At 66.7% G+C, this 11935-nt stretch carries 14 protein-coding genes and 1 pseudogene; 8 read left to right on the top strand and 7 right to left on the bottom strand.

The features are described from left to right. Nucleotides 1-42: 42 nt before the first annotated feature. Genes AC5Y4D_RS22165 through AC5Y4D_RS22150 form a run of 4 tightly spaced genes read left to right on the top strand, consistent with a single transcriptional unit; the run spans nucleotide 43 to nucleotide 2917 of the window. On the top strand, nucleotides 43-531 hold the full coding sequence (locus tag AC5Y4D_RS22165) for an inorganic diphosphatase (protein ID WP_499943281.1): 489 nt from the start codon (nucleotides 43-45) through the stop codon (nucleotides 529-531). A gap of 30 nt (nucleotides 532-561) precedes the next feature. After that, entirely contained in the window at nucleotides 562-1827 is a 1266-nt protein-coding gene (locus AC5Y4D_RS22160; RefSeq protein WP_499943282.1) for a hypothetical protein, read from the top strand. Nucleotides 1828-1862: 35 nt separating this feature from the next. Next, nucleotides 1863-2558 carry a polyprenyl-phospho-N-acetylgalactosaminyl synthase PpgS gene (gene ppgS / locus AC5Y4D_RS22155; protein WP_499943283.1) on the top strand — a complete coding sequence of 232 codons (696 nt, stop codon included), beginning with the start codon at nucleotides 1863-1865 and terminating at the stop codon, nucleotides 2556-2558. Further along, the gene (locus tag AC5Y4D_RS22150) at nucleotides 2555-2917 is read left to right on the top strand and encodes a DUF2304 domain-containing protein (RefSeq protein ID WP_499943284.1); all 363 of its coding nucleotides are present in this window, start codon (nucleotides 2555-2557) and stop codon (nucleotides 2915-2917) included. The genes ppgS and AC5Y4D_RS22150 overlap by 4 nt, the downstream gene beginning before the upstream one ends. Before the next feature lie 35 nt (nucleotides 2918-2952). On the opposite strand, the gene AC5Y4D_RS22145 is transcribed toward AC5Y4D_RS22150, so the two are convergent. Beyond that, nucleotides 2953-3885, bottom strand: coding sequence for an NAD-dependent epimerase/dehydratase family protein (locus AC5Y4D_RS22145; RefSeq protein WP_499989982.1), 933 nt, complete (start codon nucleotides 3883-3885; stop codon nucleotides 2953-2955). On the opposite strand from AC5Y4D_RS22145, the gene AC5Y4D_RS22140 reads away from it, so the two are divergent. From AC5Y4D_RS22140 to AC5Y4D_RS22125, 4 genes and pseudogenes are all read left to right on the top strand, one after another. Next, on the top strand, nucleotides 3851-5653 hold the full coding sequence (locus tag AC5Y4D_RS22140) for a hypothetical protein (RefSeq protein WP_499989981.1): 1803 nt from the start codon (nucleotides 3851-3853) through the stop codon (nucleotides 5651-5653). The two genes, AC5Y4D_RS22145 and AC5Y4D_RS22140, sit on opposite strands and share 35 nt — an antisense overlap. A 72-nt stretch (nucleotides 5654-5725) precedes the next feature. Then, a pseudogene (locus tag AC5Y4D_RS22135) lies at nucleotides 5726-7329 on the top strand (PE family protein). A 27-nt stretch (nucleotides 7330-7356) separates the two neighbouring features. Beyond that, a complete protein-coding gene (locus AC5Y4D_RS22130) occupies nucleotides 7357-7512 on the top strand; it encodes a hypothetical protein (RefSeq protein ID WP_499943411.1) in 156 nt (51 codons plus the stop codon). A gap of 61 nt (nucleotides 7513-7573) precedes the next feature. Continuing rightward, nucleotides 7574-8632 (top strand): hypothetical protein, encoded by a 1059-nt coding sequence (locus AC5Y4D_RS22125; protein WP_500038203.1) that lies wholly within the window; start codon nucleotides 7574-7576, stop codon nucleotides 8630-8632. A 479-nt stretch (nucleotides 8633-9111) separates the two neighbouring features. Here the strand turns inward: AC5Y4D_RS22125 and AC5Y4D_RS22120 are convergent, their stop codons facing one another. The 6 genes from AC5Y4D_RS22120 to AC5Y4D_RS22095 form a co-directional block, all read right to left on the bottom strand. After that, nucleotides 9112-9447 (bottom strand): hypothetical protein, encoded by a 336-nt coding sequence (locus AC5Y4D_RS22120; protein WP_500038202.1) that lies wholly within the window; start codon nucleotides 9445-9447, stop codon nucleotides 9112-9114. A 136-nt stretch (nucleotides 9448-9583) separates the two neighbouring features. Beyond that, complete coding sequence (locus tag AC5Y4D_RS22115) at nucleotides 9584-9814, bottom strand: hypothetical protein (protein WP_500038201.1); 231 nt, start codon at nucleotides 9812-9814, stop codon at nucleotides 9584-9586. Beyond that, nucleotides 9815-10663, bottom strand: coding sequence for a phage major capsid protein (locus tag AC5Y4D_RS22110; RefSeq protein ID WP_500038200.1), 849 nt, complete (start codon nucleotides 10661-10663; stop codon nucleotides 9815-9817). 148 nt (nucleotides 10664-10811) lie between these two features. Then, nucleotides 10812-11282 carry a hypothetical protein gene (locus AC5Y4D_RS22105; protein ID WP_500038199.1) on the bottom strand — a complete coding sequence of 157 codons (471 nt, stop codon included), beginning with the start codon at nucleotides 11280-11282 and terminating at the stop codon, nucleotides 10812-10814. Between the two features lie 5 nt (nucleotides 11283-11287). Further along, complete coding sequence (locus tag AC5Y4D_RS22100; protein ID WP_500038198.1) at nucleotides 11288-11611, bottom strand: hypothetical protein; 324 nt, start codon at nucleotides 11609-11611, stop codon at nucleotides 11288-11290. After that, nucleotides 11604-11864 (bottom strand): hypothetical protein, encoded by a 261-nt coding sequence (locus AC5Y4D_RS22095; protein ID WP_500038197.1) that lies wholly within the window; start codon nucleotides 11862-11864, stop codon nucleotides 11604-11606. The genes AC5Y4D_RS22100 and AC5Y4D_RS22095 overlap by 8 nt, the downstream gene beginning before the upstream one ends. Nucleotides 11865-11935 lie beyond the last annotated feature (71 nt).

Raw genomic sequence — 11935 nt, 5'->3', positions numbered from 1 at the left:
CGCACGGCAATGCCGCCGCACCTGCTCGACTACTGTGTAGCCGTGCAATTCGACGTCACCATCGAAATACCGAAGGGCCAGCGCAACAAATACGAGGTCGATCACGAGACCGGCCGCGTGCGTCTGGACCGCTACCTCTATACCCCGATGGCCTACCCGACCGACTACGGATTCATCGAGGACACCCTGGGCGAGGATGGCGACCCGCTGGACGCGCTGGTGCTGCTGCCGCAGCCGCTGTTCCCGGGCGTGCTGGTGGAGGTCCGGCCGGTGGGAATGTTCCGGATGGTCGACGAGGCCGGCGGCGACGACAAGGTGCTGTGCGTGCCGGCCGGCGACAAGCGGTGGGATCACATCCAGGACATCGGCGACGTTCCAGAGCACGAGCTCGAGGCGATCAAGCACTTCTTCGTGCACTACAAGGACCTGGAGCCGGGCAAGTACGTCAATGCCGCCGACTGGGTGGGCCGGGCGGAGGCCGAGGCCGAGGTGCAGCGTTCGGTGGAGCGGTTCAAGACCACCGGGCACTGACGCGATCCGTCGACCGCTAGTGTCGCCACGGTGACGGACGGCGCGGGTCCCCCCGCAGTGTCGGCGGGGCCGGTCACCCGCGGCAGTGTCGCGCGGGTCGGCACCGCCACCGCGGTCACCGCGCTGTGCGGCTACGCCGTGGTGTACCTGGCGGCACGCAACCTGGCGCCGAGCGGTTTCTCGGTATTCGCGGTGTTCTGGGGCGCCTTCGGCCTGGTCACCGGCGCTGCTTCGGGTCTGTTGCAGGAAACCACGCGCGAGGTGCGGGCGATGCAGTACGTCGACGTACTGCCCGAGCACCCTCGCACCCATCCGCTGCGCGTCGCCGCCCTGGTCGGCTTGAGCTCGGCCGTGCTGATCGCGGGCAGTTCCCCGTTGTGGAGCGGGCGGGTGTTCGTCGAGGCGCGCTGGTTGTCGGTCGGACTGCTCAGCGTCGGACTGGCCGGGTTCTGCCTGCATTCGACGTTGCAGGGCATGCTGGCCGGCACCAACCGGTGGGGTCACTACGGGACGCTGATGGTCACCGACGCCGTCATCCGGGTCACGGTCGCCGCCGCGACCTTCGTGCTCGGCTGGGGTCTGGTCGGGTTCCTGTGGGCGACCGTCGCCGGCTCGGTGTCCTGGCTCATCATCCTGGTTTCGTCGCCGACGGCGCGCGCGACCGCGCGGCTGCTGACACCTGGCACTATGGCTGCGTTTCTGCGCGGCACCGCGCACTCGATCACGGCCGCGGGGGCCAGCGCCATCCTGGTGATGGGCTTCCCGGTGCTGCTGAAGGTGACGTCCGCCGAACTGGGCGCGCAGGGCGGCGTCGTCATCCTGGCAGTGACGTTGACCCGCGCGCCGTTGCTGGTGCCGCTCACGGCGATGCAGGGCAACCTGATAGCGCACTTCGTCGACGAACGCGGCCACCGGTTGCGCGCGCTGATCTCGCCAGTGCTGCTGGTGGCCGGCGTCGGTGGGCTGGGGGTGCTGCTGGCCGGGCTGGTGGGGCCATGGCTGCTGCGCTCCGCGTTCGGCGCGCAGTATCAGGCCTCCAGTGCGCTGCTGGCATGGCTGACGGCCGCCGCGGTGGCGATCGCGCTGTTGACACTCACCGGCTCCGCGACCGTGGCCGCAGCCCTGCATCGCGCGTATTCGGTGGGCTGGGTCGGCGCGACGGTGGCCGCGGCGTTGCTGTTGATGCTGCCGATAGCGCTGCAGACCCGCACCGTGGTCGCCCTGCTGTGCGGACCGTTGGTGGGTATCGGCGTCCACCTGTTCGCCCTCGGGCGTGCCGCACGCGCGGGCGACTGATCGCGACCTGCTCGGCGTGTACGTTGTGGCTTGAAATGGGCTCCGAAACACATGACGTCTGGATCGTCGTCCCGGACTTCAACGAAGGCCAGGTCATCGGCGAGGTGATCGCCGACCTGAGATCGGTTTTCGACAACGTCGTCTGCGTGGACGACGGCAGCTCCGACGGCAGCGGCGCGATAGCCCGGCAGGCCGGGGCGCATCTGGTGCGCCATCCCATCAACCTCGGGCAGGGCGCGGCGCTGCAGACCGGTATCGAGTACGCCCGCGCGCAGCCCGGGGCCGCGGTGTTCGCGACCTTCGACGCCGACGGTCAGCACCGGGTGAAGGACGTGGCCAGGATGATCGACCGGCTCCGACGCGGCGACGTCGACGTCGTGATCGGGACCAGGTTCGGCCAAGCCGTCGCCAGCCGGCCTCCGTTGCTGAAGCGGATCGTGCTGCAGACCGCGGCCCGGCTCAGCAGACGCGGCCGGCGGCTTGGTCTGACCGACACCAACAACGGTCTGCGGGTGTTCAACAAGACCGTCGCCGACGGGATGAACATCACCATGAGTGGGATGAGCCACGCCACCGAGATCGTCATGATGATCGCCGAAAACCGTTGGCGGGTGGCCGAAGAGCCCGTCGAGGTGCTCTACACCGACTACTCGAAGTCGAAGGGCCAGCCGCTGCTCAACGGCGTCAACATCATCTTCGACGGGTTTCTGCGGGGAAGGATCAGGCGATGAACTGGATCAAGGTGCTGCTGATCGGTTCGATCATCGCCCTGCTGATCTTTCTGTTGCGGTCGCGCCGCAGCGCTCGGGCACGCGCCTGGGTGAAGGTGGGCTACGTCCTGTTCGTGCTGCTCGGTATCTACGCGGTGTTGCGGCCGGACGACACCACGGTGGTCGCGCACTGGTTCGGCGTGAATCGCGGCACCGACCTGATGCTCTACGGGCTGATCATGGCGTTCAGCTTCACGACGTTGAGCACCTACATGCGGTTCAAGGACCTGGAGTTGCGCTACGCGCGGCTGGCCCGGGCCATCGCCCTGGAAGGCGCGCAACTCCCTCCGCGAGCAGACGCAGAATCGCATAATCGCTAGCGATTTTGTGCGATTCTGCGTCTGCTCGCGCAGTTCTAGTGGCGGAAATAGTCCACCGTCCGGCGCACGCCCTCTGCCAACTCGACCTGTGGTCGCCAGCCCAAAACCCTTGCCGCCAAACCGATGTCAAGACACGAGCGCTTCAGGTCACCCAGCCGCGGCGGATGGAACTCCGGGTCGTCGGGGCCGCCGACGGACGCCGCGACCGCCGTGTGCAGTTGCCGGTCGGACGTTTCGATGCCGGTGCCGACGTTGAAGCGTTGCCCGCCGCCCGCCGTTCCGGACGCCTTGACGAAGGCGTCGACGACGTCGTCGACGAACACGTAGTCGCGTGTGTTGGAGCCGTCACCGAACACCTTGGTGGGCCTGCCCTCCAGCAATGCCTGCGCGAAGATCGCCACCACTCCGGCCTCACCGTGCGGATCTTGACGCGGGCCGTAGACATTGGCGGGCGCGATATGCGAACAGTCCAGACCGTACAGATGCCGGAAGGTGTTCAGGTAGATCTCACCGGCCACCTTTCCCGCGGCGTATGGCGAAGCCGGATCGGTGGGCACCGTCTCGGGCGTCGGATACACCGGCGGCACCCCGTAGATCGATCCGCCCGAGGAGGTGTGCACGACCTTGCGCACCTGCGCGTGCCGCGCCGCCTCGGCCAGCCGGATGGTGCCGATCACGTTGACCGACGCGTCGAACTGCGGGTCTGCCACCGAGTGCCGCACGTCGATCTGTGCGGCCAGGTGGAATACCACCTCCGGGCGGTGTTCATCGAGGACGGCGTCCAGGTCCGCGGTCACGATGTCGGCCTCGACGAAGACGTGCGCCGGGTTGTCGGCGAGGTGCTCGAGGTTGGTTGCGCGGCCGGTCGCGAAGTTGTCCAGGCTCACCACCGTGTGGCCGTCGGCGACGAGACGGTCGACTAGCGTCGACCCGATGAAACCGGCTGCCCCGGTGACCAGTGCGCGCACCGGCCCACCATACAGAGTGGCGACGGCGGCAGCGGTGTTGATCGCGGTGCAGTTGGGCATTCGCGCGGTGCTGGCGTTCGGCGGATATTTCTACTGGGACGACCTGATTCTCATCGGCCGGGCCGGCACCCAGGATCTGCTGTCCCCGTCCTACCTGTTCGACGACCACGACGGGCACGTGATGCCGGGTGCGTTCCTGGTGGCCGGGGCGATCATCCGACTGGCGCCGCTGGACTGGACCGGCCCGGCGGTCAGCCTGGTGGTGCTGCAACTGCTGGCGTCCCTGGCGTTGCTGCGCACGCTGTATCTGATCCTGGGCTGGCGGCCGGTGTTGTTGCTGCCGTTGACGTTCGCACTGTTCACGCCGCTGGGTCTGCCGGGATTCGCGTGGTGGGCGGCGGCACTGAACTCGCTGCCGATGCTGGCTGCGCTGGCCTGGGTGTGCGGGGACGCCGTGTTGCTCATCCGCACCGGTCGTCAGCGCTACGCGGTCACCGCCGCGCTGGCCTATCTCGGCGGGCTGCTGTTCTTCGAGAAAGCCGCGGTGATCCCGTTCGTGGCCTTCGCAGTGGTCGCCCTGCTGTGTCACGTCGCGGGTGAGCCGAGCCCGGTGCGCGCCGTTTGGCGCGAGGGGCGTCGGCTGTGGGTGGCGTCGCTGGCACTGACCGCCGGTTGGGTGACCCTCTACTTGTCGGTGGTCGACCAGCGGCGCTGGAGTTCGGATCTGACGATGACGTGGGCGCTGCTGCGTCGCTCGATCACCCACGGCATCGTGCCGGGTCTGGCTGGCGGACCCTGGGATTGGGCGCGGTGGGCGCCGGCCTCCCCATGGGCCACCCCGGGTCCGTTGGTGATGACGCTGGGCTGGCTGACTTTGGTTGGCGTGCTGGCGGTTTCGCTGATCCGCAAGCGGCGCATAGGGCCCGTGTGGCTCAGCGCGGCCGGGTACGCCGTGGCCTGCCAGGTGCCGATCTACCTGATGCGGTCCTCGCGGTTCACCGCACTCGAACTGGCACAAACGCTGCGGTATTTCCCCGACCTCGTGGTGGTACTCACATTGCTGTCCGCGATCGCGTTGACCGCGCCCAACCGCGAATCGGCTGGGTGGCTGGACTCGTCCCGGCTACGCACCGCGACGACATCCGTTGTGGCACTGTCTTTTCTGGCGAGCAGCCTGTATTCGACGGCAACATTCCGGACGGCGTGGCGGGACAACCCCGCCGAACCGTATCTGAAGAACGCCCGTAACGGTCTGGCAAGCGCGAATCCGACTGTGCCGCTGCTGGATCAGGAAGCCGACCCGCTGGTCCTGCAGCGGGTGGCGTGGCCGGAGAACCTGGCCAGCCACCTGTTCGCTCTGCTTCGTGACCGGCCTGAATTCGCTTCGGCGACAACGGCGTTGCGGATGCTGAACAGCAAGGGCCAACTCGTCGACGCGCGGGTGACCTGGGTGCGGACGATCAGACCTGGGCCCGTCGAGCAATGTGGTTACTTCGCCGCTCCTGACCAGCCGGCCCGCCTGATCCTGGATGGTCCGCTGCTGCCGGCCGACTGGACCGTCGAACTGAACTACTTGGCGAACACCGACGGCTCGATGATGCTGGCTCTCTCCGAGGGCCCCGAGGTGAAGGTTCCGGTGCATCCCGGACTCAACCGAGTCTATGTCCGGTTGCCGGGCGCCGGAGACGCGATCACGGTGCAGGCCAGCACCGCCGCCCTTGCGCTGTGCCTGGCGTCGGGACCGGTGGGTTTCCTGGCCCCCACCTGATCTGCCTGAACATCGACCTGCGGAGCCGTCACGGCGATAAGCTGAGTTTCCCCTAACGGCGGGAGGACGACGATGTCCTATCTGACAGCGGCCCCGGAGTACCTGGCGTCGGCGGCGACAGACCTGGCCGGCATCGGGGAATCGCTCCGCGCGGCGAATCTTGTTGCGGCCCTTCCCACTTCAACGGTGTTGGCGGCCGGAGCCGACGAAATCTCGGCCGCGCTGACCGCGCTGTTCGGCGGGTACGCGCAGCAATACCAGGCCGTGAGCGCGCACGTCGCGGCGTTGCACCAGCAGTTCGTGCAGACGCTCACGGCCGGAGCCGGGGCGTACGCGGCCGCCGAGGCCCTCAACGTCGGTCCGCTGCAACCGGTTGTCGACCTGATCAACACACCCACCCAGACGCTGCTGGGCCGTCCGCTGATCGGTAACGGCACCGACGCGACGACGCCCGGCGGCGCCGGAGGTGCCGGCGGATTCCTGTACGGCAACGGCGGCAACGGCGCGGCGGGCGGGACTAATCAGGCCGGCGGCGCCGGCGGCGATGCCGGCCGATCGGTAATGGCGGGATCGGTGGCAAGGGCGGACTCGGCGGGATGGCCGGTGGTGCCGGTGGACGCGGCGGCTGGCTGTTCGGCGACGGCGGCATGGGCGGGGCGGGCGGACAAGGCTTCGGGATCAACCTCGTCGGTGGTGCCGGCGGGGCGGGCGGGCCGGCCGGAATGTGGGGCAACGGGGGCTACGGCGGGGAAGGCGGAGCTGGCACAGCGACCTTGACCCCCGGTAGTGCCGGTGGCCGCGGGGGTGACGGCGGCCACGGCGGATGGCTGAGCGGTGATGCCGGTGACGGTGGAAATGGCGGCCACGCCACCGTCTCGGCGGGGGGCGGCGACGGCGGCAACGGCGGCAACGCCGGTCTGATGGGCGGCGGTGGCCACGGCGGGGTCGGCGGCGCCGCGAACGGCCTCGGCGGATCCGGCAGTTTCACCGGTGGCAACGGCGGTCTCGGCGGGCGTGGGGGATGGCTGCTCGGTGACGGCGGCTGGGGTGGCATGGGCGGGGTCAGCACCAGCACCAGCCTGGGTTCGCAGGGCGGGGCCGGTGGCAATGCCGGGCTGTTCGGCGACGGTGGCGCAGGTGGCGGGGGCGGGGACGGCTTCAGCGGGGGGTTCGGCGGGCTGGGCGGGGCCGGTGGTAGCGGTGGACTGATCGCCGGCAACGGGGGCGGTGGCGGCCTCGGCGGGGCCGGCGGAGCCAACTTCGGGCCCGGCAAGAACGGGGGCAGCGGCGGATCCGGCGGCCTAGGTGGGGCCGGCGGGATGTTCTTCGGCAGTGGTGGAGCCGGCGGCGGCGGGGGCCGCGGCGGCGACATCGCGGGTGGTATCGGCGGCGAGAGCGGCGGCAAGGGCGGGGCCGGCGCGAGCGGGGGCGGCGGCGGGCTGCTGTACGGCAATGGCGGAGCAGGCGGGGCCGGCGGAAGGGGCGGCTTCGCACTCGGCGCCGGTACTTCTCCCGGGGGCGGGGGAAACGGCGGCGTCGGAGGGTCCGCGCAGCTGATCGGCAACGGCGGAAACGGTGGCCCGGGCGGAACCGCTTCTCCACCCGCGACTCCCGGCACCGCCGGCCCCGGCGGCGCCCGCGGGATCCTCTTCGGCACTCCCGGCGCGTCCGGATAGTCAACGGGTGGCTGAGAGAATGGATTCGTGAGTTCCGAACCGCCGGCCTCGGCACCCGATACGCCGAAACCGCGCCCGCGCATCACCCGCGAGGATCTCGAGCGGTTCGCCGACGAGGACCTGATGCGAACGGCGTGGGACGAAGACCGACTGCGCGACGAAGCACCGCCGCACCATCGGTAGCGTGTGCCGTCGCCGCGAGTTGGAGCCGCCTAGGAGAATCGAACTCCTGACCTATTCGCGTATGCGCAGGGAGCAGTTCGATCCACTGAAGTCCGTTGAAGTGCTGGGGCACAACGGGATACAAATTCTAGCGTCCGTTGGAGTGCACACAAATCTGGATGAATTTGCGCGGGTTTGTATCGGGAAAGTGGCGACACAACTCGTGAACAACCCGGATCTGCGACTACAGGCGCAGACGCTATGCGATATTCATCCCGTGACCATTGCCCTAGTGGTGAAGGTGAACGACGGATACGTCGTGGCATCGGACAGCGCAACAACGGTCCAGGCACAGACCCCCTCGGGCCCGACCGTCATCAACATCTACAACAACGCCAACAAGATCTTCAACCTGTACAAAGGACTCCCGATATCGGTGTTGACTTGGGGACTCGGCAACATCGGCCCAGCCTCCATCTCGACCCTGGCCAAAGATCTACGGGCCAGACTCAGCACAGGGCCAGCCGACTGGAAGCTGAAACCCGCCAGCTACAAAATGACCAAAGTCGCTGAACAGTTCAAGAAATTCTTCTACGACGAGCACTACGAGCCTTTAGCCACGGCCGCAACGGCTAACGGGGAGGACGTGCCACTGCTCGGACTCGCGTTGGCCGGATACAGCTCCGGCAAAGACGAGCCAGAGATCTTCTATCTCGAAATGACGCCGAGCGGCTGCACCGGACCGATGGAGATCCTCGCGGGCGACACCGGCGCCGCGTGGTGGGGCCAACAGGAGGCAATCTCCAGACTCCTCAACGGCGTGAGCATTTTCACACCCGGAGCGTTGAAGAACCTTCAGTTAGCAGCCGACGATGCAGAGGCAATCTCCCTCTCCGAGGACATCGCGAACCAGATCAGAGTCGGTATCGTCGGCCCGGCCATGCCAATTCAGGATGCCGTCGACCTTGCTGAATTCCTGGTAAAGGTGACAATTGGTTTTGTACGGTTCTGCCCTGGGCATCCCACCGTTGGTGGTCCAATAGAGATCGCGGCAGTAACCAAGCACGAAGGTTTCCGATGGGTGCAACGTAAGCACTACTTCGACACCAAACTCAACCCGCCGACCAAGGGGACGCCATGACCGCCGATTCATACGCCAACATGGCCCGCGGCCGTGGGAGTTACACCAGCGGTCCCCAGGGAGCAGCCGTCGGCTCGCCAACCACCGCTGCGTCGCGATCGCTGTCGACTACGTCATCGAGCCATAGCCGCAAGGCGGCCGCTGCGTCCGAGTCCACGCGGAAGACCAAGAAGTCGAAGTAGCGGGCATGGGGACAGGCCCCATGCCCAACCATCCCTGTACTCCGTCATCAGCAAGCCCGCCGCTGACCGCTGCAAAATCGCTCCCGGACGGGTTCCCACAAAAACGGGGCCGCCCCCCCCAATGACAGGAAAGTCGTTGCGGCACATTAAGATACAGAAATCAGACCGAGACTGTTTGCGGCGCAGACGATTTCAGTTTGCTTAGCTGCCGCGCGAAGTCGTGGGAAGCGTACAAACCATTTTTTGCAGTACCGCTTCGGTGTCCGGTTGGGTGGGGGCGGGGGTGGGACGGCCCCGTCATAGCTCTTCGTCGTCAAGAAGGACCCTCGCGGAGACCAGGTCCGCTTCCGCGGAGTTATGTGCGTGCAGACCGTTGAGCGTGTCAGCCTTTTGTCGATAACTTTGGGCCTTCGCAACATTCCCTCGCGCTTCGTGCTTCTGCGCGGCATCTCTGAGTAGCTGGACCAGTCGCTCAGTGTGGCCGCTGGCTTCGTGCAAGCGCGTTCTTGCGACAATGTCAGCGATATAGGTCTTGAGTTCCTCTCTCGAAGGATTTTCGGGCGGGTCAGGGAAGTCCCATTCGCTCTGCCACTTAGGGATCTCGGGCTGCTCGCCACCGGTCGCATTAGCCATCTGCTCATCGTAGAAGCGTTGGGGCGGCGGCGGGGCGCAGGTGCGGCTCGGGCTCGAAAGGAGCAATACTCACCGTCATGGCCGGACCTTGCCTCGGTTGCAGTCGGGGTTTGACGCCCCTGCCGCCACCGGTCTTTCACTTGTTGGTCGTTGGTTCGGTCTTGGCTGACGGTTCCGGTTTGTCATCGATGACGGTGACCCAGCCGTGCTTTTGCCAGTGTTCAGCCACCTCGGCCGGAACGCCGGTCAGTGTGCCGGCGCGTTGTTCGCCGTTGTGGTAGACGAGGTGTGGTTCGACGACGGTGACCGTGGCGGTGGTGTCGTCGTTGGCTGGTGCGCGTCGCGGACGCTTGGTTGTCATGGTCATCTAGGTGGTCACAATCTTGACGATGGCGGCGGGGTTGGGGAAGCCGAAGCCGGCGCGCAGGATGGCCCGCACGGCGACGCGATCAGAGGTGAAAAACACCGACTTGTCTTTCTCGACCACGGCGTCCTGCCGCAGTATGAAGTACCCGAAGGCTTTGGGGATGCCCCACACCACGTTGTTCGTGGTGGTGACGTAGGGCGAGGTGAGCAGCGGGATTCCGAGGATCTGACGCTGGCCCGGCATGGTCGGATCCGGGCCTAGCAGCGGCACATTGGAGTTGGCCGAGGTGTACTGCTTGACCTTGGCCAGCGCTTTGGCCGTGGCGGGGTTGGTCACCCACGCGTTGATCTCGCCGTTGTACTGGGCTGAGGTGTAGATCGCGTCGGAGAACGGGTCCACGTTGCTGTAGGCGGTGGCCGGGCCGTTGATCGCGGTGACTCCTGAGACGCCGGGCAGGCCGCCGGGCCCATTGGTCGTGGTCGCGGTGAACAAGGCTTGATCGACCTTGCGGGTGAGATCGCGGACGATGCCTTCACCGACGGCTTCTGCGGCCTCGGGGGTGCTGTCGTTGGCGAGCTCGGAGGAGATGACCGACAGTGCCGCGAGCTTCGACGGGGTGATGATCAGTTCGTCGAGAGTTGCATCGGATGCTGCGATTTCGGCGCCTTCTGCAGTCCAGCTCGCCGACGGGTCCGAGGTCACCAGCGGCACCCGGTAGGAGTGGGTCGAGATCGCGATGGTGGTGAGGACTTGGCCGGCCACGGACTGCTGAATCAGCGGCTGTATAACAAGGTCCCCCACCTGCGAGGGCGTGAGGATCGGCGCGAACGCCGAGGTCGTTGAAGCCATGAGTTGCCTCCATAGGCGTTGATGCGCTTGTTGCGCAACGGATTCGGTGTGATCCGGTCACTCGCCTGGAGTTCGGCCGGTTGGCTCCTGGCCCTCGCTTTGACGTTCGGTCCGGTACCTGCCGTCGCTCCGACCGTCGAGGTCGATTCTAGCTGCCCAGTACGTCACCCCAGTTGCTGCCGCGCGGGGGCGGGGGTGGTGAGTGCTGACCGAAGTTTTGCCAACGCGGGCCAGCAGGTGTCGGTTTGCCTAGCCGGGGGCGTTCCTCGAGGAGTGCGCCGGCGGCGGCGCGGAGTTCGTCCTCGTTGAGGGTGCCGTCGTCGTTGTAGAAGGCGTCGAGGTCGGCTTGCCCGATGTCGAAGAGGTCGGCTGGGACGTCGAGGAGGTCGGCGACCGCGGTTTCGCATTCGCGGCGCTGGTATGCCTGTACGCGGGCGGTGAGGGTGTCGCGTTCGGCTTCGGCGTCGCGGAGCTGGCGGCGCCACCGTGCGGCCTCCGAGTTCGGCGTCGCTTCAGGTGGATCGTTCTCGGGCACTTGCTGTTCGGCGGCGGGATCGTTGCTTGCATCGACGTCGGGTTGCCCGGTGGTCGGTTCCGTGGGGTCGGCGGGTTGGGTCATTTTGGCTATGCCTCCTGTTCGAGTTGGGGCCAGCGGCGGCGGCGCACCAGCGTGGTGGGGAATGACACCTTGGTGATGAGTTGCTCTGGCACGGTGTAGCCCAGGAGGGTCAGCAAGGTTTTCTCGGTGTCGGTGGCGGGCCGCTCGAAGAAGTCGCACTGGTAGCCGGTCTCGGCGTCCCACTCATAGCGCCACTGGACACCTTCGGCTCGAAAGTCAGCATCTTGGCGGGAGTCCTCACCGCGTTGCAGGTCATCGGGAAGCGGCTCTGCGAAGGCCAACCATCCACGTGGGTCTGGCTGCGGCACTTGAAGTGGCAGGTCAGGCATCGGCTTCTCCTGTCTGCTGGCGGGTCGCTTCGAGCCAGACAGCAAGGCGCTCTTCGACATCAGCACCGAAATGGATCAGCGTCCCGAACAGGAAGCCACACAACTGAAGTGAAACGCTGTAGGGGTCGCAGTTGCCGAGAATCACTGAGGTCGCGGCGATGTCATCCCGGTAGAAAGACTGCGCCAGCAGCACAGCATCAAGGGGCGCCCGGCGGGTAAGCGGATTGTCCGGGTAACCAAGTGGGTCATTCATTGCGGTGTCCTCTCAAGTGGGGGTGTGGGTGGGTTGCGTGAAATCACGCGGGGCGTAGGGTTTTCCGTCAC

It is taken from the genome of Mycobacterium sp. NGS67, from assembly GCF_059812185.1.
Note: the sequence above shows the minus strand (reverse complement) of the source record. Positions and strands in the feature narration are given on the sequence as shown.

Coding starts and splice junctions, on each gene's coding strand:
- AC5Y4D_RS22120 (WP_500038202.1), bottom strand. CDS start 9,447: ATGGCTAATGCGACCGGTGGCGAGCAGCCCGAGATCCCTAAGTGGCAG.
- AC5Y4D_RS22115 (WP_500038201.1), bottom strand. CDS start 9,814: ATGACCATGACAACCAAGCGTCCGCGACGCGCACCAGCCAACGACGAC.
- AC5Y4D_RS22125 (WP_500038203.1), top strand. CDS start 7,574: ATGCGCAGGGAGCAGTTCGATCCACTGAAGTCCGTTGAAGTGCTGGGG.
- AC5Y4D_RS22110 (WP_500038200.1), bottom strand. CDS start 10,663: ATGGCTTCAACGACCTCGGCGTTCGCGCCGATCCTCACGCCCTCGCAG.
- AC5Y4D_RS22095 (WP_500038197.1), bottom strand. CDS start 11,864: ATGAATGACCCACTTGGTTACCCGGACAATCCGCTTACCCGCCGGGCG.
- AC5Y4D_RS22140 (WP_499989981.1), top strand. CDS start 3,851: ATGAAACCGGCTGCCCCGGTGACCAGTGCGCGCACCGGCCCACCATAC.
- AC5Y4D_RS22100 (WP_500038198.1), bottom strand. CDS start 11,611: ATGCCTGACCTGCCACTTCAAGTGCCGCAGCCAGACCCACGTGGATGG.
- AC5Y4D_RS22105 (WP_500038199.1), bottom strand. CDS start 11,282: ATGACCCAACCCGCCGACCCCACGGAACCGACCACCGGGCAACCCGAC.
- AC5Y4D_RS22150 (WP_499943284.1), top strand. CDS start 2,555: ATGAACTGGATCAAGGTGCTGCTGATCGGTTCGATCATCGCCCTGCTG.
- ppgS (WP_499943283.1), top strand. CDS start 1,863: ATGGGCTCCGAAACACATGACGTCTGGATCGTCGTCCCGGACTTCAAC.